This window comes from Ferroplasma sp., from assembly GCF_031200575.1.
Lineage (GTDB): Archaea > Thermoplasmatota > Thermoplasmata > Thermoplasmatales > Thermoplasmataceae > Ferroplasma.
In genome coordinates this window covers 1,187,679-1,213,440 of the sequence record NZ_CP133597.1, presented here as the reverse complement: position 1 = coordinate 1,213,440, position 25,762 = coordinate 1,187,679, and the positions used below count along the sequence as shown (strand labels likewise).

Below are 25,762 nucleotides of genomic sequence, written 5' to 3'. Positions count from 1 at the left end.
TATGGATAAGCCAAATATAATTTTGATAGTTGCAGACACAATGAGAAGGGATGCAATAGGCATCTATAACAAAAATGTGAGCACACCGAATATAGATGCACTTGCAGGGGATTCTATGGTATATAACAATGCCATATCGCCATCGCCGTGGACTATTCCTTCACATGCATCTATATTTACTGGAAAATATGGAATAGAACATGGATTGCACGAAACTTTTGACAAAAAAGGATTTGCCCTGATGGGAAAGATGAACGATGTGAAATATGAGACAATTGCCGAGGTTCTTCTTAAATCACATTATAATACTTATGGTATATCGGCCAATCCTAATTTAATCCCTGGAAGTGGTTTTGATCGCGGATTTAATTTATTTACCTATTGCCCGGTAAATTATTATTATGATTTGCTTAAAAAAGAATTGAAGAATATAGAATTTAAAGAAAGTAAAATTAAGGCAATGGTAGATTATTTTTCAGCAAATGGATTGAAAAATTCAATAGATTTAATCAAATTATATAAATTACAGAAATACAATAGCTTTAGTATTCCTAAGAGGGTTAAAAGCCCATATAATAAAGGTGGGTTTAACATAGTAAATAATATTGCAAATATTAGTATTGGAACTCCCTTCTTTTTATTTATAAATTTTATGGAAATGCATGATCCTTATATAAGCATTAATAACTCTCATGAACCAAATTCTGTCGAGAATTTAGTATTTTTAAAGAAGAACAGGTTAAAAGTTCTAAATAAAATTTCTAAAAAATATTATCAACAAGCTAATTTTTTAGATACTTATATTGGGAATGTGATAGAATTCTTAAAACAAAATGAAATTTATGATAAAACATATATAATTTTTACATCAGACCATGGGCAGTCTATAACAGAAGACTTCTACGGACACGGAACATTGTTGACTGATGATTTGATAAAAGTTCCTCTGATAGTTAAGGGAATAGCTAATGAAAGACGAGAAATTAATGATGTGATATCTACAATTAATATATTTGATATGATCGTGAAAATTACAAAGAATGAAGCATTTATAAATAATAATCCAATTGCTTTTTCTGAATCTTTTGGAATCATGTATGATAATGCCCTAAAATATCCTAAAAGAAAAGAAACGTCTAGAATAGCTATATTTAAAGATGGATATAAACTATCAATAGATGGCAATCTAAATGTAGAAGAATTCAAATATTTAAACAACAATTTAGATTTTGAAAAAAATTTGAATATACAAACCTGTTTAATGGAATCAATCTATATGCATCTTGGAAACGAATTAAATAATTTCCTAAACACACCTTAGGCATTGTAATTATATAACTTAATTAATATGACTTAGGCTGATCGTGTAATTCCGTTCTCCATGAAATTTGTCCCTTTTTATGTTGATTTTAGAAAGTTCCTCATCAGTTACTACTATCCCCTTTTCATAGATTCCCTTATCCAGTCCGCACTTAACGGTTAAGCCTTTCTCCGTGCTCGTATTGGCTATGAGAGTCACCACAACCTGGAACGACGTGAGAGGTTTCCCTCTCCAGTTCTTCGTTATGAACGAGAATAACCTGTGCTCAACCTTGTTCCACTTGCTCATGCCCAGAGGGAAATGACATACGTTTATGATGAGATTGAATTCATTGGCGAGCTTCTGCAGTTCTATCTTCCACATCTTTACTCTTGATCCATTGGATCCGCCGCCATCTGCCGTGATCAGCAGTTTCCTTGCATCAGGGTATCTCTCCCTGCCCATGAATTTCCAACATCACCCTATGGATTCCACCGCGAACACAGCAGTATCATAATCGATGCCCACATTGACCCATCCCTCGTTCCTCTTCATGTCATACACACCATACGGTACAGCTTTTGCATCTGCATCAGCAGGGAAATCGTACACGTTGACATGATCGTATTCACCCTCCGGTTTTCATTCCTTTCCGTTGTTCTTGAAATTGCCGATCAGTTCCTTCTTCTTTGTGTCCACGGATATGACGGGCTGGTTCTCCTTCATGAATTCCATTGCAGTATCGCTTATGTACCGGAACTGTTCATCACGATCCGGTTCACTTCTTCCTTCGTTTGATTTCTTGTTGCTCTTGAGGCTGTATCCCATGTCGTGAAGCATGATACTCACAGTCCTGTAGCTTACGTGATATCCATTCCTCTTCAACTCTTTTGATAGATTTCTGAGACTCTTGCTCGTCCAGAGAAGTGATGACATGGGGTAGCCTCTCGTAAACTGGGCAACTATTTCCTGCAGGTTCTCTTTCAATCCCGGGTTCATATCAACGGATCTCTTGCGTCCTGCTCCCTTATCCCTGATTCTTCTGTCCAGTTTCTTCCCGGCAATCACCTCATTTCTGCTTTTGACCACTGGATTCCTTGCCATACCTGTTGCTATGGATATGATGGCAATGCCGCCATGACCCTATGGAAAGGCATTCATTGCCTGCCCAGAGCCGCTTCGACAATTCACTCATGGTTCCGGAGATTCTGTCATCTCGCTCTTTGACATCGTTTACAAGTCTTTCTCTCCTTTCAGGATTGATGTGTCCTATATCATATATAATATGAGCGGGTTAAAATAGGTATTTAATTACATTACAGTACCTTAATATAATTTATGTTTTTGGAAAATATAGCTCAATTAGCATATGAATGAATAAATATGTACTAGAATTTTTAATTTTACCTATATAGTTTATTGGAAGCGGTATGTAATTTTTCAGAAACCTATAATATTCTGTTTTTGCAAAACAAATTATAGAAAATTGTGAGTAAAACCTATGATGATAATGTAAATGTATAATATCATCTATTTTAACTCTAAAAATCTTATTTTTTGTAAACAATCTACCAAAAAAATAAAAATTAAAAGGGAAATTATAGTTGTAAGGTAATATTTTTATTCTATCCTTCCCGTATGAGGCCATAAGAACGCTGGCTAATATTATTTGATCCAAAGCCCAATCAGCTAATTTATTACCTTTTAATATATTTCTAAAATTCTCATCTTTGGCAAGAGAACTGCTTTTTTCAGCCCACAAATCAAATAATTTCGTCCCTTGTTTTTCTACTATAAATCCGGAATTAAAATATGGATAAATTTTCTCTTTAGTAATTGTTGTTTTAATATTCCATAAATTACTTTTATCAATGTTCATGACTGTAAATATATAATTCCAAATTTCATTGAAATCTTCACCATATAAATTGCCTATATTTCGTACATCCGCGGGTCTTATTCCAATTTTTTGCATATTATTAAAAATGCTAAAATCTATAGGTTTTAATAATATTGAATCGGAATCTAAATAAATTACATACTCACATTCACTTTCTAATATTTTTTCACCATAACAAGCTGCATAGGGTTCGTTCATCATAGGATGATCTTTCCAGTCTATATTTAAATCAGCATCAAAAAATTCCGCACCTATTTTACCAAATTGATCAAGTATATTTTTAGATATGGGTTGCCCACTTCTTGGTTTAATAATTATTACTCTACATTCGTTATTATAAATACGTTTTATACTTAATGCACATAGTAATGCCTTATTTTCAAGATCTCCAGATTCGACTATTAATATAAATCCTAGTTTAAATTTAAACACTGTTAGATGATATATAAATGTCATATAATAATTTCCATTATTTTAACTATCATGATATTTCAATGGTATGTCCCATTAATAATTTCGACAGTTATGAAAAGGAATATATAAATATTGTAGAATATTATTACAGCATCAACAGGGGTGCGTTATAATGAGGAATATAAGAACAGGTGAGGAAAAATTCAATATTATAATGGAGTCGCTTACCAGCAATGAAACCATAGCAGAGATATGCAGGAGATATAATATAGCACCATCACTGTTTTACAGATGGAAGGATGAATTCTTTGAAGGTGCAAAACAGAGATAGTCAGGAAATAGGCCCGATATGGTAGCAGAAAGAGATATTACATATCCACAGGTGCAGGAATGACATGCCTGATATGCCTGAAGGATGTTTATTCAAAGGCATGGTATGGCTATAACTATAATACATCATGCATAGCAGATGATAATCAATGCAGTAATGGACTCAATTATCAGGCATTTCAGAAATACCATGCCTGAGAATTTTACACTGAGGACAGACAATGGCCCACAGTTCATATCAGATAAGTTCAATAAAATCTTAAAACACATGAACATAAAACATGAATACACAGAAAAAGAAACACCAGCAGAGAATGGCGATATTGAATCATTCCACAATTCAATAAAGACTGATTATATATGGATCAATGAAATCAATAATTTCAATGAAGGAAAGGAAATAATAGAGAATGCATTCTATGATTATAACAATATAAGGCCACATTCCACATTGGATTATTATCCCCCATCTGAATTTGAAAATAAATATAAAAATGATATGGATTTCAGAAAAGAGTATAAACTATATCTGGAAAAGTTAAAGAAAAGCCGGCGTAACAGGTATATAAAAAATAAGAAGGTGATGTCAAGTGTCTCTTAGAATGGATGAAAAAGTGTACAAAAATATGGGTCAGATCATACGGCATAATATAGCGAAAAATCCTTATGTTGATATTGAAAAAAAGATAATGGAATAAATATCAAGGAAATATTCTTTTTGTTTTGCCATTTATAATTTGTTTAATAAACCTTCTAAATATATTATGTTTATAAAGTATGAATGCTATTGATGCTTTTATCTTTTTTATAGTATTCATCCGGCCAAAAAATAAAAACCAAAAAATATCAATATTTGACTTTTCAAATGAATCATTTATAAACAAAACAATATTCCAGAATGTTATTTCAGTTTTTATTTTATTTATCACTTTTTTGGTTTTGAACTGATTTAAAAACTTTATATATTGATTTCTAAATGAAATATTTATGTGAATGCTTTCAACTAAATCTTTGCTTATACTTACATTTTTATCATGTATTCTATATAAAGTTAATACTTGATTTGAAATTTTAATCTTTCCCTTAAATTCAATCGCAGAGAAATACATAAAAGTGTCCTGTAATATTTCCAATTGTTTTAAATGTATTAAATTCAAAATATCCTTTCTAACAGATATTGAAGACATATTAAAACAGGGAGATCCATATTTATTATAATTAATTATTTTATCAAATTGATCAATATTTTTATGATTGTTATGGAGATAAACCAATTTTTTATCACTAAATGCATTGTAAACAGCTTGAAGTTTGCTTTGTGTAAACACATCATCATCATCCAGAAACACGATAATATTCCCTTTGGAATTTCCAACACCTATTGACAGTTGTTCTCCAATAGTTACGTCTCCACATTTTATATATTTAATATTATTAAATTTTTGTTCTATGTCAATATAATGAACTACAATAATTTCATATTCATCTTTTGCTAAAGACTGATCTATCACGCTTTGAATTGCATCATTATAAAATTCTAATCTTTTATAAATTGTAATTATTACAGATATAAAACGAGATTCATTTTTCATATGTTCACATTTTATTTGTATATTTAACTATTATGTCCTTGGAATTTTATTCTGTTATACCAAATTCAGTTCCTTATATAATGATTTTAACCATAACCCATTATGGCCTAGATCAGGTAGTAATGTGAATTCCCTAGCGTTTAATCCAATATAAATGTTCAGTACTTGTCCTTTTCATATTCATGTATGCTGATATTGGTTATGGATGGTTTAAAGTTAAACAACTCTAAATAGATAAATATAATGACGAATTTATATAAATACAAAAAGAAGGCAATGCAAGTGCCTGGAAGAATATACATATCAGATTAGAAATACAGTATTGTAATGGAAGCATTCCAGAATTCAAACATTACAGTAGCAGAACTCTATTCACGAACCATGGAATAGCATCATCATTATTCTCCTAAGAGAGTGTGAGGGATACTATTATTCTATAATCTACCCATATTGAGCAGATTATGCCATGTGCCTGTGCAGAACAGTGCACTGTATATTCTGTCATTCCTTTTCTGTGCCACATTCCATCCGAGCATCTTCTTATCAGCTGCAAATCCTGATTCTGAATTGCTTCTCTGATGGTATTCTTCCAGATATGGAACAGTATTCTCAACAAATTCCCTCATAGCATCCTTCCATTTCTTCGATCCATTAAGTGTTGAATTCTTCTTTGGCATAACGTAAACCTTTGTATTGCCAGATTTATCCCTGTATGATGCGAATTAATAGTACCTGTCCAGCCTGATTGAGGCGATTTCAATATATATGGTTCCAGGCATCCCTATTGCCCTATCATATGCGTGCCTCTCAGATTTCATGGATGCTCCTCTGGCTATGTATAATCCTGTTTCAATGTCCATTATATTGAATGAATATGTAAAGGGCCTCTTCTTATGGCCATCTGCTTTCATGTCGTTGCCCTTTTCCTTCCTGTTTTCAGGACTCTCCTTGGCAAGGTCCTTCAGCTTCTGTGCGTATGATTCATAGTTCTTCTTGACAGTAAGGCCATAGCCTGTGCCATCACCTGCTGCATTTGAGTTATTGATATCTTTTTTCCCTAATATCAGTACATGGAGATTATGTATGGCAGGAATTACCTCATGATCAGAATATAGCCTCTCAATGACTTTGTATGATACGTCGATCCCCGAGACCATGGAGAATATTACAGACATGTTGGCGAACATCCTGTTGGACTTGCCAACAAGCTGCCTGATCACTAATACCCTGACCCTCTGTTCCAGTGATAGAGTGTGTGGATGCCCTGGCCCTGGTGCTCTATGCATTGCCGATACTGCTTCGCTGACCAGTGGTTCAAGTTCCCTCATTGCTGTCTTTATTCTATCTGAGAACTCCTTCTCATAGTTTTTCCAGTCTCTTTCCTCCCTTAGATGTTCCAGGGCATACTGCCTTCCAATAATACTGTTTATTTCCTCCAGCTTGTAATTTATATAATCGCCGGCAACCTTTTCCATTAGATAGTTATATATATAATATATATACATTACTATGAACAATGTAAAGATTGAGGAGACAACAGAGTTCACAATAAAAGGAATCTATGGTGTCATAGAGAGAAAGGTCACGAAGTTCGGATCGGGAGCAAAGGTGGATTGCCCCAAGGAATTCCTTGGCAGGAGAGTTTATTTAATAATAACAAAGGACGAGAAATAGTGCCCCACACTCTATGATTTCTAGTTAGTCACGCATTTTTTCACGTCTTCAAATATGAATGATGTAGGATCATTTTAATTTTACAGCAAACTAATTACATTATTTCAATAATAGAGTAGAATATAACTTAATAATATTAGATTTAAATTCGTTATGGTTGAATATTCTACATCTTTCTAAAGATTTTTTTGGATATTTATCATGCTCAATATTTCTTATGCTATTTACAAAAGAGTTTACATTAATTTCTGAAAATATACCGGCACCACCACATATCTCCCTTGCAATATCAATATCTGAAGCAACAACTGGTAATCCCGTGGCCATTGCTTCTACATATGGAATCCCAAATCCTTCTCTCGATGACGGTAATAAGGCAATGTCTGATAAATTATATAATTCATTTAGTATGATAACATCAATATTTTTGAATACTCTTCCAGTATTAATATCAGAACCTACATGTATTAGATAATAATCATTACCAAGTTTTTCCATTATGGGTTTTAACATATTTGTATTTTTATATTCGAAATTATTAGAAACATTAATTATAACCTTTTTATCTATTGGTATATTATATTTTTTCCTTAATTCATTTTTGTTGTTCATTTTATATATTCCTTTAGTAACAGGAGGATAAATAGTAACTATTTTCCCATCAAAACCATAAGTCTCACAACATTTTTTTACAGTATTACTTACGGTGTGAACAAAATTAAATTTTTTATATTTTTTTAAATTTCTCTGTATTATAGATGAATATATTTTATTTTTATTAGATTTTTTATTAACCGCAAAAAGGTCATGTATTGTTATTATTGAATTTACATTTATAACCGGATATATGGACATATTTAAATAATGTATTATATAATTGTTATTCAATGAAATTTCATTGTATATATTTTTATAAATATATTTTTGAAAATACGCATTAATTGGCCATAACTGTATATTTGATGCCTTTAATCCGTAATAACCTTCACCATAAAAATCTTTTTTTGATTTTTTACTATTCATAATTAGAGATATTATTGTTGTATTATCAACAGAGCTATGTATATCCATAGTTACATTGCTAATGCCTGTATACTTTGTTTGATCGTTCAATAGAAAAATATGTTTATCCATTTTTTACTTAATTGAAAGTAAATATTAAAAATTTCCTCTATTTTTTCTATATATATCTATCATGAAATAGGTTAATGCTATCAAATAAAATATGATGCCTATATAGAATGCATCCATTAATGCCTCTCCTTTAACAATTATCTTGGCATTATTCAGAGAGCTTATATTCCCTGGTAATATGTATATGCTGTCTCCATAAATTCCGGGAATGGGTTTGTAGTACTTATTGTTATATTTTAATTCATAATCCCTAAGGCTTGGGTCTATGGAAACTATATAAGATGTATTTTTCTGCTCCAAAATACTTTCATTGTTTAAAAGTACAAGTGCGGCAACATCAGTTTTATTTTTTATATAAAGGCCTTTAGAATAATTGAATTTTAGCCACTCAAAATTATTACTGGTGTTGTTTTTCATAAATATTAATGCTGTTTTGTTTCCTCCTTTCAATAATGTATTGTTTAAAACAACGTAGTTGCCAAATGGCATTGAAGAATTTTCTACAATGCTTGGGAGTACTGTATATTCGGTGCTGAGATTTTTTACATAAAATGTTCCGGGGTTATAATCATATAACCTGAAATTCAAATATTGTTTAGCGCTGGTAAATGTGTATGAAAAAGTATATTTTTTATAGGTATTGGTAACGTTAAAACTTATACCATAATAGACATTGTCTGTATTTATATTGGTTTTAGGTTCTCCCATAAATAGAATTGTATCTCTTCCATTAACGCTTGATTTTGCATAAAATGTGACATTTAATTTTATATAATTGTTATTATCATAAAATCCTCCGGGCCCATTATTGAAAGAACCATTATACGATATGCTTGTTCCTGAACCATAACCACCGGTCATATGAATATTTGTAATACTATTGCTATAATTATAATACGTTTCATTATTGCTCCATAAGGTTAATGTATAATTATTATAAAGTCCTGTGCCATAATTGTGCCCGGCACCTCTAATGGATTCACTAGAATTTAAGTTAAAAGATTTACTGTTATTTATTTTAATAAGGTGGGATGCCAGATAGGCTGGAGTGTCAACATCATTACCCGTATTATTATTGAATAAAATGGTAATCCCATTATCACTATTTGTTAGTGAAGTGTTATAGCCCATAGTCTTAAAAAGATACGGCAACGCTGAATAGTCAGGATTGCTAACATTACAGTGTATCAGCATGTTTGAATTATACATGCTTGAAAATCCATTAACCTGGTAGATTATAACCGAATTTTTATTATATATCTCCTCTAATCCCGGTACGTTGTCCATAAATGCCTTTGCTTTGGAAAAGTTATTGAAGCCAGCATCCGAGAATGTATCCTCATAAATATTTGCAGCATTTTTTACTATATCCTGATTTGAAATAACAACATATTGTGTGTTTGAATCCAATAAATTATAGTAAAAATCATAGGTCATATTATTGGATGTTATATAAGATAGATCAGGAATGCTAGTAGTGGGATGTGGGGATTCGTAAACCCTGTTATTGTATTCAGGTCCGCCTATCCATAATATGTTGAAATCCGATTTCTGGGACGATATTAAATTATAAGCATATATAACACTGCTGTTCACTTGTATTGGTGTAAATCCACCTATATTAGCTACATGATTTCCATAGGTAGAATCCGGTGCTCTTGCCGGATAAAATGTTCCATCAAATGCCTGCCATCCAGAGAATAATATTACAAAAGTTATAAAAATTACAATAATAACCTTTACCTGTTTTTTATTAACAGAAATATTTTTTATAACAATATTTAGTTTATTTCTTCTTTCTGAGTCATTAGCTTCTTCATTGTATTTTATTGTCGGAGAGAATCCTCTGGCTTTATTAAATAGTTCTATCAATGTTACCGAAAGCAGAATATAATACATCCCTGCCATTACATTTATTACATGGCCTGGAAGTGAAAGTGTGGTTCCTATAGAACCCCCAATTAATGGAAGAGTTGTTAAATAGTATTCTAGGTCATATAAGGGTTTAATATAGTATACAAGAGACATAATATAAAATATTAAAAATAGTATGATTACCGGGAATGCTACTTTTCTTGATTGTTTAAAAATTATTGATATCAATGATAAAACAGGTATCATAATTAATGTAAATAACCAGAGGGTGGTTACAACTCCAGATGGAAGCAGCAACTGCGATGGATACATTAAAGCCTTAACACTGCTTATCTTATTACCATACAGTAAAATATTGGGCGGTGCATAGACTATGGTTGACCATAAATGACCTATAAGTATAAGCGGATATAGAGGTTTTATGTTGCCACTAAAAAAAGCTATTGTTCCATAATTATAAACCCTTAGGGCCCCAAAAGTTGAGATGGTAGATACAGTACTTGACGTTATATACATACCATATATAATGAATAACGCCGGAATAATGATAGAAAATATAGAAAGCAATGCATATTTGAATCTATAGATAAAGTCCCTGTTAACTATTCCTGAGATTATACTCCCGCCCAGTATAGATAATATGTAAAATGTTGTATAATCTGGCTCTACCAGAATGGATACTGCAAGGAGTAACGTAGAGAGCAGAAATGCAAGGCGCATATTTTTCCATGCAATAAAAGCGAATAGTATCATAGCGATAAATATTATATTTAACCCATCAGAATAACTTCCACCATCTGCATTTAAATTCAAAGCCGTAAAATTTGAAAATATGAACAAAACGATGATAAATTTGATTAATTTAATTTCATATTTATTATTAGTTTTTAATAATTTTGATGTTATCATAGATGCCAGTATATATGCAAAAAAGGTGTAAAGGACAAATGTATAATAAATGAATATTCTTTCAGTTATTTCCACGTTCTTGGTGAATAGCGTTATTATATAATATGGCCAATCGATTACCAATCTAGAAAAACTAAAGCCGCTTAAAGAATTTAAGGATAATATCCCGTTTGCGTAAACGTAGTTTGATAGAGGCCATCCCTGATCGGCGTAAAAATAATAGCCTGGAAAGAATAGAAATCCCCATAATGAGACTAAAGGTATAATAAAAATTATGATTATATCAATATAATAATATTTGAACCATTTTTTTAATGATGTTTTGTCAGCAAGTTTGATTTTAATCAATAAATATTGATATAAAAGTCCTATTTAAATTATTTTACTATAGTTGTGGTGTCTTTCTAATTATTCTTGGGCATCACAGAATCTTGTTAATACTGTTAGAAATCACCTTAAATTTTTGTAAATTTTCACTATGACCCTTATATAATCTAAGGCTATGTATTCGATGATATTCATGTTATAACGATAAATAAAGCGGTGTAATTGATTATAAAGTAGAACATGAACAGTAAAGCAGGAACGAACATAAATAATTTTATTCCGTGAACAGGAAGATGGATTAGACATTCTCCATACCAGAAAAATAGTAAAAGCTGAGAACATCTAGTACGCCTGAAACAGGTTATGTGATGATACTGTTAGGTTGAATATAATAGCATGCAATTTTGTAGTAATTTCAGATGTTGCACAAAAAATGATGCTAAATGTATATTTCTCCTCCTATAAAAACCTGTACTTAACATTCTTTTATGCCTCTCTGGAATATTAAATTTGACGAATCACAATGCGCTTTAACATTGCCTGCAAGTTTATTCACATTGGTTGTTTTCTTCATTGATAAGTCTTCTAATTTCTTGAAATGAAGTTCATCGAGATTAATTGTTTCTTCCTTTTCCTTTTTAATATACCTTATATTGTTTTTTAATATTGTATAAACTGTTTGATTATGGATATTGGTTATTGAATATATCCCTTAATATTTCTGTTACCTTCCTTGTTGATAGATCACTGGAGTATAATGGTACTATTAAATCCTCAATGCTTATTTTACTTTATTAATTAAATATTTATATACAAATATTATATATCCAATTTGACAATTTTCAGATCGTGTACCATATTATGTGTATTTATAAAGGGTACCTCTTGTTGAACATCTCTTTAATCTCGTCATTGCATTTATAGTATCTGTTCATCTTCCTGAATGCATGCCTGGAATTGAACTCTATTGATTTCAGATAGAATATCTTCATTGCAGAATCCTCATCAGGGAATGATGATACTACTTTTATCCTCCTTCTTATTTCCCCATTCAACCTTTCTATTTCATTGGTTGATTTAAGTGAATTTCTAATCTTGGAAGGATAATCATAGAATCTCAATAACTGCCCTAGTGGTTATGGATAGTTTAAACTTATACAAAGCTAAAGAGATATATAACGAATAATTTATATAAATATATAAGGGAGGTAATGTAAATGCCGGGACGATTATATACAGCTGAGGAGAAATACAATATTATAATGGAGCCATTCCAGAATCCTGACATTGCAATAGCAGAGATATGCAGGGAGCATGGAATAGCAGTATCGTTATTTTATAAATGGAAGGAGCAGTTCCTGGAAGGTGGGAGAAAGGGCTTAGAAGGAAAGGATCCTGACAAGTCTTTAATGAAAGAGAATGAAAGCCTGAAGGCAATAATAGGCGAAATGACAATAGCAAATGAAATTTTAAAAAAAATTATATGAGGAGGAAAAGGTGAGTTCGGTGAATGAGATGACTAATAATGGAATTGAAGTAAAAAAAGCATGCTATTATTCTGGAATCAACAGGATAACATACTATTACAGAATAAAGCATGAAAACATTGAAGATAATAGGCGTATAACAAGGATTGATAATAATATTATAGATAAAATAATAGAACTATGCAAGGAAAGAATAACCTATGGCTATAACAGGATATGGGCATTATTAAGGAATTCAGGTATAAATATAGCTAAGAAAACAGTTTATAAAATAATGAAGAATAATAATCTAACTTTACCATTGCATAACCATAAGAATAGAAGGGGATTGAAATTATTAAAAGCTGATAGACCTGAAATGCTGATTGAAACAGATATTACTTATATTCCAACAAACAATGGAATGACCTATTTAATGTGTATTAAGGATGTATTCTCCAAGGAATGGTATGGCTATAATTATAATACATCATGCACAGCTAAGGATGCAATAAATGCAATAGATGATGCTATTATAAGGAAATTCAATGGCATAGTACCTGACAATATTACATTGAGGACAGATAATGGTCCCCAGTACATATCTAAAGAGTTCAATAATTATCTTAAAATAATGGGAATTAACCATGAATACATAGAAAGGGAAACACCAGAGGAAAATGGTGATATTGAAAGCTTCCATAATTCAATTAAAACTGATTATATATGGATCAATGAAATCAATAATTATAATGAAGGTAAAATAATGATAGAGAATGCATTCTATGATTATAATAATATAAGGCCACATTCTACCCTTGATTACTATTCACCTTTGCAGTTTTTAGGTAAATGGAATAATGATAGTAGTTTCAGGGAATATTACAGAGGATTTTTAAAGAATTTGAAAGATAGTTACAGAAGAAGAAAGATTAATTATTATAAGAGGTCGATAATAAATGTCTCATGAAATGGAAAGATTTTTGTTTAAGAATCACTATCCAACATCACTGTCTCTTCTATTACTTCCTCAACATTCGATATGTTTATATTGTCATATTCCATATTTTATTACCTCCTTGAGTTCAGAAGAGGTATTCCTCCCTGTTATTTAATGATCATTTCATTGGTAACAGGGGGTTTATATTTACACAAAATATGGTACACAACCTATAAGTTTGATTATTCTCTAATGATCCGTGTTATTATATAACCAACTGCTAAAGTTACAATGAGATTGTAATTAATCAGTATGCTAATGTAGTGGAATTCAATAACTAGAAATTATAATTAAAGCTCGAGTATGTCAATGATAAGTCTGTATATACTCCATCTTCTTTTCTCTACACAAAACATTTTTATCAATTATATACATAGTTAATAGTATATGTTGTTTGGTCATATCAGCATTTTAATTTTGTTGATACTGCTCGGCATCTATTGGTTGCTAAAGGAAATATGATATATCTTAAATATTAAAATTTTATTGATGTTTAAATTTAGCACTTAAAAATCCCAAAATAAAAGAAATAGTCTTTATAAAAAATAAAATTTTATTTTTTAAAGAATTTTTATGTATACTAGTTCCTTTATTCTCTATCTTTACACGTGGGTCACCTAAATATGAATAACGTGATATTCTAGAAAATACATAATAATTGCATTTACCATATCTGTAATATTTTTTAATATAATTCATTAATGACTCTGATTCTCTATGTATTAAGTAACTTTTACAAACGCCAATTTTATTACTTATTTTTAAAGCCTCAAGATACAACATTCTATCTTCAAGCGAGCATATGTTATTAATTTCATTTTTATTTATATTATTTAAAACTCTGTTGAATGCGTCGTCCAATATATTTTTCTTATAAAATCTAGGTAAAAAAATACCGTTAACAGGGTTGCAGTTTGATAAAACGTAGTTAATATCTATTTTTCCCCATTTATTATAATTTAAAATTTTTGACTTAGATTTATTTATTTCAGGAATTATTACCATATCTTTATTTTCACCTAAATTTATTAAGTTTGCTAAAACATCCTTATCAAGGATTCTGGTGCTATCTAATAATAAAACATAGTCTCCACCAGCAACCTTGTTGGCATTAAACCTTGCATTCAAAAAATTTGAATTAACATCATGAATATATTTTATGCAACTTATACTTTCATAGTCCTTATAATGATCTTCTATTGAAGAATCTACTATAATAATTTCAAGATCCTTAAATTCCTGATTTAAAATTGCATTTATGGATTTATTAATATTATTATCATTTTTGGTTATCATCTCGATTGAAATCATTTATTGTTGATTTTAATTGGTTATAAAAATTATTGTATGGTTTCGTTACATAGTAATTTATACCACATTTCAGCCGTTTTATCCCATGTAAAGTTTTCTGCAAATTTTCTGGAATTTTTAATAAATAAATCCTCATTTTTAATAATATACAATATTTTATCCTTAAAGTCACTAATATCCTCGACTAAAAAACCGTTAAAATTATTTTTGATTGTATCTACAACACCGGGAACTCTAAAGGCAACACTTGGTGTTCCTGATGCAGATGATTCCAGTATTGACAATCCCCAGCCTTCTGTAACTGAAAAATGAAGATTAACCCATGATTCACTTATTATTTTTGATAGTTTATTATAATTTATTTTACCCAAAAAATCAATATTATAATTCTTACTTTTTATATCTTCTTTAAGTTTATTTAACATTGGCCCGTTGCCGGTTACAACCAATTTTAAATTGTGTATTTCATTATGTAATTCCTCATAAACCTTTATAGCATACTCTGGCCTCTTATATTTTCTAAGGCCGCCAAAATATAATAACTGTATATTTTTTATTTTCTCTCCGGGATGAAATAAATTTAAATCAACACCAGGAGGTATTCTTATTATATTTTCTCTTTTTATTCCTAAATGAATTAAATCGTTTTCTGATGTATCTGATTCTGTTATAAATGTATTATTTCTATATATAAACGGATACATTTTTTCAATAAGCGTAATTATTTTAGCTAAAAAAATATTTACCTGCCCTGGTAAAGACCTTGCATGTAAATGCCTAAAAAATACTATTACTTTTTTATGGGTAAACCATGAGGAGCACCACGGAATGGCATGATCCATATCGTCTATTATTACATCAGGGTCAATTTTTTTAACCATTTTTTTAACACTTAGATGGGCTTTAATGTTTCCTTTTATCCTATATGTTTTTATTCCATCAACATTCTCATAATTTAATAAATTGCCAGGATTTACTGTAACTAAATGAACGTCTATATTTAATTTAGTCAATCTTTTTCCCACCTCATAAATTGTCCTTTCTGCTCCCCCGGCTTTTGGATGTTTGATATCACGGTGGGCAAACCATAAAACTCTCATTTAATCATTATAACTATTAAGTTTATAAAATTCACTTTTTATCTAGTAAACTTATTTATACAAACATTGGATTACCCTCCATGTCAATCAGGAATAAGGAAATTTTAGTTACAGGCGGTGCAGGGTTCATTGGATCCAATTTGGTAAACACGTTATCAAAAGAGAATCATGTGTATGCGCTTGACGACCTTCAGACAGGGTCAGTTCATAATTTAGATGATTCAATAGGAAGGATAGAATTCATAAAGGATAAGGTCAAGAATATAAATGACTATGAGATAAATCCTGATTACATATTTCATATTGGAATATACTCTTCTTCACCCATGTACAAGAACAATCCACACCTAATGGCAAATGCCATAGATGATTTGATAACAGTGTTAGAGTATGCAAAGCCAAAGAGAGTACCCATAGTGTATGCATCCACATCATCCATATACAATGGAATAGAGGAGCAGAAGGAGGATGCCATACCCAAGGTATCGGACTACTACACCGAGGCAAGGATAGCAATGGAGAGGATAGCGAACTTATACTGCAACCTATATGATATGAGCGTATCGGGCATGAGGTTCTTCTCCGTGTATGGCTATAATGAGAGGTCAAAGAAGATATATGCAAACTTAGTATCCCAGTTCCTCTGGGCAATGCATGACAACATTAGCCCTGTGCTATATGGAGACGGTGAGCAGAAGAGGGATTTTGTATTCATAGAGGATTTAGTCAATGCACTAATCCTTGCAGCAGAGAACAATAAGAAATTCAATGTGTACAATGTTGGAACAGGAAAGAACTATACACTGAATGAACTGGTAAAGATATTAAATAAGCATCTAAACAAGGACATAAAGCCCGAGTACATTGAGAACCCCATGAAGGACACATACGTCTACTACACAAAGGCAGATATAAGGAAGACTGAGGAGATGATAGGCTTTAAGGCAAGGATATCCCTGGACGAGGGAATTGACAAACTGATAAAGTATTATAATTACTAATTATTTTTATTCTTTGTTATACGAATGAAGATAACGTTTGTTCTTTAAAAAATTCTTGGTTAATAGACAGTAATTATATGATTTCTATTAAAAATATATTTAATTTCATGAAATGGTAAAAAAAGCACCTGATTTTTAAATCCGGGACGTTAAAAAAACCTCAGCAAAAAAATATATGCACATTTATCATTCCAAGTTATGAAATCACTGGTAATAGGAGGTTCTGGATTTATAGGGAGAAATATCATAGAATTATTGAATAAAAAAGGCCATTACACCATTTCATATGATATTGCAGAAAAGGATAATGATGCAAATGAACATGTCATAGGAAGCATATCTGATTATGAGAAACTTTATAGTTCCATGAAAGGTGCTGATTATGTTTTTAATCTAGCTGCTGTCACATCACCACCAGAATTTGAAGATATAGATTCAAATGGCTATGAAATCAACGTAATGGGAACATATAATATACTGAAATCTGCATATAAAAACAATGTTAAAAAGGTTATTTTGGCATCATCATCAGCAGTATATGGCAATATAGATGTCCCTGTAAAAGAGAATATGGTTACAGATGCATATCCCAACCTGTATGCAGTGACAAAGTATACAAATGAAATTACTGCAAGGTCATTTTCACTCTTGAGGCATCTGGATTCTGTTTATTTAAGATATTTCAATACATACGGAACAGGCGAGAACAGCAAGGGTGCATATTCAAGTATATTCCACAAGTTCATAGAAGACTTAAAGAATAAAAAAACCCCGGTAATATTCGGCGACGGCACCCAGAGAAGGGATTTCATTTACATAAAGGACAATGCAAGGGCATCTGTTCTTGCAATGGAAAAGGGAAAAACAGGGGAAGCCTATAATATTGGAACCGGGGTATCCACTGATTTCAATACAATCTATAAAATCATCAGTGAGGAAATGGGTTCAAGCATTAACCCAAAATATGAGAAAAACCCGTTTTCCAGTTACCAGATGTTTACTGAAGCTAACATTGAAAAGGCAAAGGCTGATTTAGGCTTTGCCCCGGAATATAATATCAGGTCAGGTGTCAGGGCGATGCTGGATCAATAAAAATTGAATTTTGAAACAACTTTATAAAAAAACTTTGGAACATATTCTTTAATTCTTGAATTCATGAGCTTTATTGCAACTATTGTCATGAACATGGGTATTATCGCTGCCTTTATGGGCATGTTTGAATTATTATCATGATTCCATGTTACAGGCATTTCACTGATCTTGAATCCTGATCTCTTTACATGGTACAGTATAGAAACATCGAATGTCCTGTTCCTGACAGTTACGGCTGGAAGTATCTTATCTATAATCTTTTTATTGAAAAATTTTGCACCACACTGTGTATCCTTAACATTTAGCCTGAAGAACGCATTGACAAGGAGGTTGAATCCCCTACTGGATATTCTGTTAAATAATGGCTCTTTATTGATCCATTTGCTATTATTCAGATATCTTGATGCTATTGTGCAGCAATTATTCTTTATGCTTGAAAGCAAATTTTTAAAATCCTTTGCGTCCAGACTTCCGTCTGCGTCTATATACCCTATATAGCTATATTTTGCAAGTGAAAAGCCTTTCTTGACAGCACCACCCTTACCGAGCCTTATTACTGGCTTGTAATAACTTAAATTTTTAATCCCGCCCAATATATTCTGTGTTCCATCCTCCCCATCAATCACAACTATAATTTCATATTTCAAACCTGTGGATTCAAGAACGGGTATGTATTTATTTAAACTCTGCATGATTCTGTTTTTCTCATGATATGCAGGTATAATTAAAGATATGCCTGTTTCGTATTTTTCAGAACTTCCTGAATTTTTGCCATGTTCCATTATATTCAAGCAGAAAACCCACTGTTATATATAAACATTGGCATAAAAACATTGATTTTACTGTATTTGTAGGACGTTGTCTGATATATCTTTTAACGGTATATAAAAAATTACATGATGATTTTATATTTGTAAAGTGTCTTATATCAGCCATTTGTACTGCATGTTTGGTTGTGCATACAATCATTAGAGAATAAATACTAAATAATGTAATTTTTCTGGATAAATGCAACACTCATATTCGAATTAAATTCTACCCTTACACCTGTGATGTATTTTGTTATTTGAAAATATGCATGGCCATTGTCCGGAACTATATTATACGTTTCACTACTGCTAATAAGTGTTATGTTTACATTAGACTGAATCGAATAATTCCCCGGAGGAATAAAATTAATAATTGAATTGTTCCTGGCACTTGCTTTATAAGGAATAAATTTAATTGGTTTTCCTGCATATCCCCTCTCCATTAAAATCATGCCTGATTCCTCGTATAGTATTCCATAGTTACCGGAGCTTAATTTTTCATTGACAAATGTCAGGGTATTAGTGTATGTATTTGGCGCTATGCCCACATTGTAAAACCACACCGAGTATGGGTCGGTGATTATATACTGTGGGGACCCATTATACCCGTTGCATGGCAACACGTAATTGTATGATTGTACCAGCTGCGGCATATTATTCTGTATGGCAACAGAAGAACCTTCCGGAATTTTGACTATCATTGAGTTTAACTCCCCATCCTCCAGGGTGTATGTAATAGCAGAATGCGTATCATAATTCCCCATTGATATTTCATTTGCGTACTGAATTCCGGAGTTATTATTTGTGATTAAATTTCCATAGGGTGTAAAGAGGAGCCATGTTATAACTGTAATTGCAACTACAGCCGGCATTATGTGTTTAATTTTTACTTTTAATTTGCCGGATGAAATCCGTTTTAAGCCGTAAATAAATGAAATAAACATTCCAGAGGCAATTAAGGCAGGATACTGATACAATACCGGCTGAAAATATGGAGTATAATTATGTACAAATACAAGGCCAATATAGGGAACTATAAGGAGTGCCTCCGGTACAGTAAAGGATATCAGTCCCAGAGGTATGCCAGCAAGTACAAAATATAAAATTTTCCTATTCAACGATGCGTATAAAATTGCAGGGTTTGCGTATAGTGAATATAGGTTTAGGAGCCCCAGTATATAGGACGGATATTGCGTAAAGACAAGGATAATTATGGCGGCAACCGTGAATATTATGGAATATAAATAATATTTTGGAACCTTTGACTTCTTAATAATCAATATTATTACAAGAAAAATAAGTATAAACGGGGCCAGCAGATCGGTTATTCCTGCCAGAAACATAAGGATTAAAGATTCCCTATATTTTCCATATACAAAAAATGCAAATCCTGCAAGAAATAAAGTGGGGAAAAGTGCCATAAAGTGGAAATCAAACCACTGTACACCTGACAGTGGAAAATATAGTAGCCATAATAGTGATATAATTACTGAATATTTCCTGTCGTCTATTACCCTTCTGGATATGAAATACAGTGGAATGCTTCCAGCACATATGAAGAAGTCTTGAAAAACCATTAAACCAACCTGTGAGGGAAAGAAATGATAAACAGGAAATATTAGAAAATATATAAGTTTATGATAGGCAACAGGAGATGTAAGGGCATTCTTAATAAGGGCAGATGAAACACCCAAATCGTAAACACTGTCATTAAAGCTGATATATTTTAAGTAGGAAATTATTGAGGATAAAATTGAGAATAGTATAGTGAATGCAGATAAGATAATTATATCTATTTTTGTTTGTTTCTGCATGAACTGCTATAACACACTTATTAATTAGTTTTATCTCTAACAGCATCTTCCATTATACCGTTATAATATCTTATAAGTTTATTTCTAATAACTTCAGGACTATATCTATCTGATACTGAATATCCCTTTTTTATTAAATTTTCCTTATTATCCAGTGCATTCTTTACTGCTTTGATATTCTGGTCTAAATCATTCGGGTTTACCAGTATGGCCGCATCTGATGCTACTTCCCTTATTACTTCTATATCAGATGATACAACAGGCAGTCCGGTTTTAAAAGCCTCAACAACAGGATACCCAAATCCCTCCATAAGAGTTGGAAAATAAAGTATATCACAGGCATTATATATCTCGTTTACCGTCTCCTGTGAAACATTGTGAAATGTTATGGAATCACCTACCTGAGACCCTATCCTTACAAGTTTATAATCAGTTCCCAGCCCTTCCATTACCTTTTTTACCATTCCTAGGTTTTTTCGTGGTTGATTTGAGGAAACAGAAAGTATCAGTTTTTTATTTTCAGGCAATCCATGTTTTTTCCTCAACATATGTTTATCCATAATATGATTAAAGTTATTGGAAACATATGGGGAAATTACAGTAATATTATTCTTATTAATATTAAAATTTTCAAGAATCATCGATTTTACATAATTGGATATTGTTATAATGTTTTCGTATTTAATGTACTCATGAAGATATTGCCTCAGATAAATATTCTTTATTTTCTCCATTATTGAGTTAGATGCGATATTTTTCTGCATGGCTATGACATCATGAATGGTAACAACCATATTTTTTGCTTTGAATATGGGCTTCATTGTCTGTGATGTAATATGTATTATATTGTCCCTGGAATTCACATCTTTTATTATATCTCTATAGATTGTTTTAGACATAAAATAATTCAGAGCCGTATATTTTGTTCCCATTACAGGTGTACTGTAATATTTATCCATGAATTTTTTATTAAAAATTATCTGTATAATTTCACTTTCCGGTTTTAATAGGTTGTATACATCGTAAGCGTATTTGCCAACACCTGTAACGGTGGAATCGACTGTAATGTAAGTGATCATAGCATGGTATGCAGAAGTTGATTAAAAATTTATTTTAGGAGTAGCTTAACTATTCATGTCCATAATAAAAATACCCAGATATAATATGTAGATTTATTTGCTATTCAATACTCATATTATATAGTTCTTCCCTATAATAATAGATAATGTAGTTTTAAGAAATAACTTTCTGTTTTGTGCATTATTCACTAAATTCTCCCAGATAAATGAAAATGCATTAAAATCAGCTTTGTGAATTTAATTATTGATTTAATAATTTACAGAATAAATACCTACAAATCATTTATTCAGCGCCGACATAATCTGCTTATATTGAGTTTCCATATTAAATAATTTACCCCTCTCTATGCCCAGTTGCCTGTATTTATCATATTCCTTATAGTCCTCGACTATGGATTGTATGCGGTCCGCCATGAAGTCAATGTCATATGGATCAGAAACAATGCCTGAATTTCCGATAACCTCCGGTAATGAGCCGCTGTTTGAGCCAAGCACAGGCACACCAGAGGACATGGCCTCTACAATGGGAAGCCCAAAGCCTTCCAATAATGAGGGAAAAACAAACATATCAGAACCTCTATAAATATCTGCAAGTTCTGCCTCTTTTATGTTTTCTTTAAATATAACCCGTTTTTCCAAATGTAAATCATGTATTAACTTCATTGATGAAGTGCTCCTGCCCACCCTTATCAGAACATAATTGTCTGGAAGCTTTGACATCAATCTTATAACAGTTTCAATATTCTTATTGGGCTTTTCACCTGCCACATTCAGTATTAATTTTTTATTATCAACTCCGAGTGTATTCCTGAAAGTACTCTCTCCAGGGTAAAATATTTTGCCGTTAATATAAGGATAAACAGTTGTTATTTTATCAGGAACAATGTTTAATCTTTCAATCATATCATTCCTGGTGAATTCAGAGTTTGAAAGAATAAAATCAGGTTGGTTGAACATTTTATACTGTTTTCTGAAATAAATATTAAAAAGCTTTGAATCGTTGTTGTTATATAGATAATAAAGGTCGTGAGCGATTACCCCGCAGTTATGGATGTATTTTGTTAATTTAAGAAGGGCTGGATTTGATAGAATTGTAAAATCTCCAGTTTTTATTTTTCTAAATTGATGCCAGTTATGACCAAAATAAAGGTCTGTGACTGTTATAGCTTTTTGAATGAATACAGAGCTTGGAATATTTCTTGGCTCATTAATTACAGCTATACCATCCGGGGGCGTAATCTTTGATTTCCATAATATATACTGGTATAAGGCTGCATCTTCGTTATGAAATTTCATATTCTGAAAAATATTATAAAAATATGTGGATATTCCACTAATTGGTCCCCCGTCATGCATCATTGTTATTTTCATTTATACTCACAATCTCTTGACGCCATGAATTATAATCTAATAAATATTTAGTTGACTAACCAACATTTATCAATAAAATATTCAATAATTATGTAATTTCATATATAGTATTTCCTTCTATTTGGTGATTTTACCTTCTAATTGCTATTATTCTATCATTTTTACAATTTTACCGGTCATGTAAAATATAAATAGCTCTCATAATGGCATCTCAAAGATAATATTTTTCGAATACTGAATCGAAAGAATAATCTTATGCACTACAAACCTATATATAGCCATTTTTCATTCACAACTAATTGTATGAAAGCAGCTATTATAGGCTCATCTAACTTGGGTAAAAATGGATTGGCGGAAAAGAATATAAAACAAATTGCTGAAACTCTTGAACAACTTGGGTATGATGTCACAATTTTTACACCAGCATATCCCATGGGCGATAATATTAAACTTAAGGGATCAGGATATACAATAAACACAAACGCCTTCAATTTTGATTTATTTGCAAAAAAATCTGTATTAGGTCTCAGTAATGGAATATCAGTAGGCCTTATCGGTTTGTTTTCATTCGACCTTATTTATAGAAAGTTTATAGACTATGATCTGTACTATTTCGCAAATCCTGACGTTATGTTTTCAAAAATGACCCGGTATTTCTACTTACATAATAAAAAACCTATAATTATTCTGGGAAATCATGGAACATACTTTGAGTATTTAAGCAGGAGGGGGATAGAAAAACCCTTTGTTAAATTATTTAACATAATTATATTTAAGCATATAAACAGACTGGACGTCAGGGTTCAGGTGCAGAACGATTATCAGTACAATTTCTATACAAAACTGGGTATCCCAGAAAATATGATATTCAATATGCCTCAATATAATCTGAATAATCAAATATACAATACTGGAAAAAATTCGGGATTTACTGTGGTCTGTTACGATAATATTTCATCCTATAGATGGCATAGCCTGATTAAAAAAATGATAAAATCTTTTAAATCTGTAAATTTCTGGTTTATTGAGAGTAGAAAAAGGAGAAATGCCTTTTTAAAATCCATATCTAAATACAGCAATGTTAATGTGTTTACAGATTCTGATGAAAAGTCTAGGTGTGAACTTTTAACAAAGCCTGATATAATGATAAATCTTTCAAATTATGAACCACTTAGCAGCGCATATTTTGAGGCACCGCTCTCCGGTCTTCCTCTCCTATCAACTAACTTCTATTCAAGTTCAACTCTCTCACAGGATTTAGACAATAATATCATTCTTGTTAAAAAACCAAATATAGTCAAATTAACCGAATTTGTAAATTATTATAGAAAAATAAAAGAATCAAATCCCGAATATTATGCAGAAATGAAGGCATATATACACTCCAAAAGCCTTGATTTCATTGAAAAGAACAATAGCCAGATGGGATTAAAGAAAATATTAAATACGCTGCCGCCTTCAGATAAGAAGATAAGTATTGTAACTGCTTCACTGAATGAAGCAGGAAACATAAAGGAATGGCTGGATCAGGTGCACCGTACCATTGAATTAAATAAAATTAAAAATATAGACGAGATAGTTATAGTGGATGATGGTAGTACAGACGGCACCCAGGAAATAGTGGAACAATATAAGGAATCAAATCATAAGATTAATATAAATCTTATAAAAAGAACCAAGAAAATGGGTACGCTGGATGCACAGATAGCAGGTGCCAAAAGCGCAATAAATCCATATATTCTTATTATGGATTGTGACCTTCAGCATCCAGTTGAATATATAAAAGATTTCGTTGATAAATTTAATCAGGGATATTCAATTATAATCGGTTCAAGGTATATAATAGGTTCAAAGATTCAATGGGATTCTAAAAGAGAGGTAATTAGTAGAATAGCCACAATAATCGCGCATTCAATGTTTCCCTTCACAAGAAAAATTAACGATCCATTATCTGGATACTTTCTCTGCGAAAGAAAAATGTTAACTGATTTAAAATCATACAAATATTTCTATAAGGCATTGCTCTACATTTTAATATTCAACAGCAAAAATAGAAAAATCAGAGAAATACCTGTTGAAATGAGGGATAGAAAGTCAGGCGAATCAAAAGTTGTAAGTAATTATTCAAAAACTGTTATCTTGTATTCAAGGGAGATTTTAATATATTACAGGGATTCCAATAGGAACAAATTCCCATTTAATGGATTATAAAATTATGCTATTGCAGCCTTTAACTGTTTAGTGCTTTCTGCTGTGGGTGTTTT

19 protein-coding genes and 3 pseudogenes are annotated in these 25,762 nt (G+C 31.5%); 9 read left to right on the top strand and 13 right to left on the bottom strand.

Annotated features, from left to right (window positions below; translation table 11 throughout):
• Position 1 precedes the first annotated feature (1 nt).
• Complete coding sequence (locus tag RE471_RS06560; protein ID WP_309214021.1) at positions 2 to 1,321, top strand: sulfatase; 1,320 nt, start codon at positions 2 to 4, stop codon at positions 1,319 to 1,321.
• An 18-nt stretch (positions 1,322 to 1,339) separates the two neighbouring features.
• Here the strand turns inward: RE471_RS06560 and RE471_RS06555 are convergent.
• Together RE471_RS06555 and RE471_RS06550 are read right to left on the bottom strand one after the other, a co-directional pair.
• Positions 1,340 to 2,495, bottom strand: a pseudogene (locus tag RE471_RS06555) (ISAzo13 family transposase).
• 141 nt (positions 2,496 to 2,636) lie between these two features.
• Positions 2,637 to 3,632 (bottom strand): hypothetical protein, encoded by a 996-nt coding sequence (locus tag RE471_RS06550; protein WP_309214020.1) that lies wholly within the window; start codon positions 3,630 to 3,632, stop codon positions 2,637 to 2,639.
• Positions 3,633 to 3,786: 154 nt separating this feature from the next.
• Here RE471_RS06550 and RE471_RS06545 point away from each other — a divergent pair, with 154 nt between their 5' ends.
• Together RE471_RS06545 and RE471_RS06540 are read left to right on the top strand one after the other, a co-directional pair.
• Positions 3,787 to 3,945: a transposase gene (locus tag RE471_RS06545; RefSeq protein WP_309214019.1), complete on the top strand. Its 159-nt coding sequence runs from the start codon at positions 3,787 to 3,789 to the stop codon at positions 3,943 to 3,945.
• A gap of 138 nt (positions 3,946 to 4,083) precedes the next feature.
• On the top strand, positions 4,084 to 4,545 hold the full coding sequence (locus RE471_RS06540; RefSeq protein ID WP_309214018.1) for an integrase core domain-containing protein: 462 nt from the start codon (positions 4,084 to 4,086) through the stop codon (positions 4,543 to 4,545).
• A gap of 100 nt (positions 4,546 to 4,645) precedes the next feature.
• Here the strand turns inward: RE471_RS06540 and RE471_RS06535 are convergent, their stop codons facing one another.
• Positions 4,646 to 5,536 (bottom strand): glycosyltransferase family 2 protein, encoded by an 891-nt coding sequence (locus RE471_RS06535; protein ID WP_309214017.1) that lies wholly within the window; start codon positions 5,534 to 5,536, stop codon positions 4,646 to 4,648.
• Positions 5,537 to 5,970: 434 nt separating this feature from the next.
• Positions 5,971 to 7,011 (bottom strand): annotated as a pseudogene (locus RE471_RS06530) (ISNCY family transposase).
• A 34-nt stretch (positions 7,012 to 7,045) separates the two neighbouring features.
• Between RE471_RS06530 and RE471_RS06525 the strand changes: the two are divergent.
• A complete protein-coding gene (locus tag RE471_RS06525) occupies positions 7,046 to 7,210 on the top strand; it encodes a DUF2080 family transposase-associated protein (RefSeq protein ID WP_309214016.1) in 165 nt (54 codons plus the stop codon).
• A 99-nt stretch (positions 7,211 to 7,309) separates the two neighbouring features.
• On the opposite strand, the gene RE471_RS06520 is transcribed toward RE471_RS06525, so the two are convergent.
• The 3 genes and pseudogenes from RE471_RS06520 to RE471_RS06510 form a co-directional block, all read right to left on the bottom strand.
• Positions 7,310 to 8,344, bottom strand: a complete 1,035-nt coding sequence (locus RE471_RS06520) for a glycosyltransferase (RefSeq protein ID WP_309214015.1) — start codon at positions 8,342 to 8,344, stop codon at positions 7,310 to 7,312.
• A 24-nt stretch (positions 8,345 to 8,368) separates the two neighbouring features.
• Positions 8,369 to 11,203: a hypothetical protein gene (locus RE471_RS06515; protein ID WP_309214014.1), complete on the bottom strand. Its 2,835-nt coding sequence runs from the start codon at positions 11,201 to 11,203 to the stop codon at positions 8,369 to 8,371.
• 1,121 nt (positions 11,204 to 12,324) lie between these two features.
• Positions 12,325 to 12,588, bottom strand: a pseudogene (locus RE471_RS06510) (transposase); the annotation flags it as partial.
• Between the two features lie 84 nt (positions 12,589 to 12,672).
• Here RE471_RS06510 and RE471_RS06505 point away from each other — a divergent pair.
• Positions 12,673 to 12,942 (top strand): transposase, encoded by a 270-nt coding sequence (locus RE471_RS06505; protein WP_309214013.1) that lies wholly within the window; start codon positions 12,673 to 12,675, stop codon positions 12,940 to 12,942.
• A gap of 10 nt (positions 12,943 to 12,952) precedes the next feature.
• Positions 12,953 to 13,891, top strand: coding sequence for an IS3 family transposase (locus RE471_RS06500; RefSeq protein WP_309214012.1), 939 nt, complete (start codon positions 12,953 to 12,955; stop codon positions 13,889 to 13,891).
• A gap of 513 nt (positions 13,892 to 14,404) precedes the next feature.
• Here RE471_RS06500 and RE471_RS06495 read toward each other — a convergent pair.
• Both RE471_RS06495 and RE471_RS06490 read right to left on the bottom strand, forming a co-directional pair.
• A complete protein-coding gene (locus tag RE471_RS06495) occupies positions 14,405 to 15,232 on the bottom strand; it encodes a glycosyltransferase family 2 protein (protein ID WP_309214011.1) in 828 nt (275 codons plus the stop codon).
• Positions 15,233 to 15,261: 29 nt separating this feature from the next.
• Positions 15,262 to 16,332 carry a glycosyltransferase family 4 protein gene (locus RE471_RS06490; RefSeq protein WP_309214010.1) on the bottom strand — a complete coding sequence of 357 codons (1,071 nt, stop codon included), beginning with the start codon at positions 16,330 to 16,332 and terminating at the stop codon, positions 15,262 to 15,264.
• An 80-nt stretch (positions 16,333 to 16,412) separates the two neighbouring features.
• Here RE471_RS06490 and RE471_RS06485 point away from each other — a divergent pair, with 80 nt between their 5' ends.
• Together RE471_RS06485 and RE471_RS06480 are read left to right on the top strand one after the other, a co-directional pair.
• Positions 16,413 to 17,333 carry an NAD-dependent epimerase/dehydratase family protein gene (locus tag RE471_RS06485; protein ID WP_309214009.1) on the top strand — a complete coding sequence of 307 codons (921 nt, stop codon included), beginning with the start codon at positions 16,413 to 16,415 and terminating at the stop codon, positions 17,331 to 17,333.
• A gap of 198 nt (positions 17,334 to 17,531) precedes the next feature.
• Positions 17,532 to 18,425 (top strand): NAD-dependent epimerase/dehydratase family protein, encoded by an 894-nt coding sequence (locus RE471_RS06480; RefSeq protein WP_309214008.1) that lies wholly within the window; start codon positions 17,532 to 17,534, stop codon positions 18,423 to 18,425.
• Here RE471_RS06480 and RE471_RS06475 read toward each other — a convergent pair.
• From RE471_RS06475 to RE471_RS06460, 4 genes are all read right to left on the bottom strand, one after another.
• Positions 18,419 to 19,207 (bottom strand): glycosyltransferase, encoded by a 789-nt coding sequence (locus RE471_RS06475; protein ID WP_309214007.1) that lies wholly within the window; start codon positions 19,205 to 19,207, stop codon positions 18,419 to 18,421. The two genes, RE471_RS06480 and RE471_RS06475, sit on opposite strands and share 7 nt — an antisense overlap.
• 200 nt (positions 19,208 to 19,407) lie before the next feature.
• A complete protein-coding gene (locus tag RE471_RS06470; protein WP_309214006.1) occupies positions 19,408 to 21,048 on the bottom strand; it encodes a DUF2079 domain-containing protein in 1,641 nt (546 codons plus the stop codon).
• Between the two features lie 20 nt (positions 21,049 to 21,068).
• On the bottom strand, positions 21,069 to 22,127 hold the full coding sequence (locus tag RE471_RS06465) for a glycosyltransferase family 1 protein (RefSeq protein WP_309214005.1): 1,059 nt from the start codon (positions 22,125 to 22,127) through the stop codon (positions 21,069 to 21,071).
• Positions 22,128 to 22,406: 279 nt separating this feature from the next.
• Positions 22,407 to 23,423: a glycosyltransferase family 1 protein gene (locus RE471_RS06460; RefSeq protein ID WP_309214004.1), complete on the bottom strand. Its 1,017-nt coding sequence runs from the start codon at positions 23,421 to 23,423 to the stop codon at positions 22,407 to 22,409.
• A 378-nt stretch (positions 23,424 to 23,801) separates the two neighbouring features.
• Here RE471_RS06460 and RE471_RS06455 point away from each other — a divergent pair, with 378 nt between their 5' ends.
• The gene (locus tag RE471_RS06455) at positions 23,802 to 25,709 is read left to right on the top strand and encodes a glycosyltransferase (protein WP_309214003.1); all 1,908 of its coding nucleotides are present in this window, start codon (positions 23,802 to 23,804) and stop codon (positions 25,707 to 25,709) included.
• Positions 25,710 to 25,762 lie beyond the last annotated feature (53 nt).

Bases quoted from the DNA above. Each gene is read 5' to 3' on its own strand.
- RE471_RS06560 (WP_309214021.1), top strand. From the start codon at position 2: ATGGATAAGCCAAATATAATTTTGATAGTTGCAGACACAATGAGAAGG.
- RE471_RS06545 (WP_309214019.1), top strand. From the start codon at position 3,787: ATGAGGAATATAAGAACAGGTGAGGAAAAATTCAATATTATAATGGAG.
- RE471_RS06540 (WP_309214018.1), top strand. From the start codon at position 4,084: ATGATAATCAATGCAGTAATGGACTCAATTATCAGGCATTTCAGAAAT.
- RE471_RS06535 (WP_309214017.1), bottom strand. From the start codon at position 5,536: ATGAAAAATGAATCTCGTTTTATATCTGTAATAATTACAATTTATAAA.
- RE471_RS06525 (WP_309214016.1), top strand. From the start codon at position 7,046: ATGAACAATGTAAAGATTGAGGAGACAACAGAGTTCACAATAAAAGGA.
- RE471_RS06520 (WP_309214015.1), bottom strand. From the start codon at position 8,344: ATGGATAAACATATTTTTCTATTGAACGATCAAACAAAGTATACAGGC.
- RE471_RS06505 (WP_309214013.1), top strand. From the start codon at position 12,673: ATGCCGGGACGATTATATACAGCTGAGGAGAAATACAATATTATAATG.
- RE471_RS06495 (WP_309214011.1), bottom strand. From the start codon at position 15,232: ATGATTTCAATCGAGATGATAACCAAAAATGATAATAATATTAATAAA.
- RE471_RS06490 (WP_309214010.1), bottom strand. From the start codon at position 16,332: ATGAGAGTTTTATGGTTTGCCCACCGTGATATCAAACATCCAAAAGCC.
- RE471_RS06485 (WP_309214009.1), top strand. From the start codon at position 16,413: ATGTCAATCAGGAATAAGGAAATTTTAGTTACAGGCGGTGCAGGGTTC.
- RE471_RS06480 (WP_309214008.1), top strand. From the start codon at position 17,532: ATGAAATCACTGGTAATAGGAGGTTCTGGATTTATAGGGAGAAATATC.
- RE471_RS06475 (WP_309214007.1), bottom strand. From the start codon at position 19,207: ATGGAACATGGCAAAAATTCAGGAAGTTCTGAAAAATACGAAACAGGC.
- RE471_RS06470 (WP_309214006.1), bottom strand. From the start codon at position 21,048: ATGCAGAAACAAACAAAAATAGATATAATTATCTTATCTGCATTCACT.
- RE471_RS06465 (WP_309214005.1), bottom strand. From the start codon at position 22,127: ATGATCACTTACATTACAGTCGATTCCACCGTTACAGGTGTTGGCAAA.
- RE471_RS06460 (WP_309214004.1), bottom strand. From the start codon at position 23,423: ATGAAATTTCATAACGAAGATGCAGCCTTATACCAGTATATATTATGG.
- RE471_RS06455 (WP_309214003.1), top strand. From the start codon at position 23,802: ATGAAAGCAGCTATTATAGGCTCATCTAACTTGGGTAAAAATGGATTG.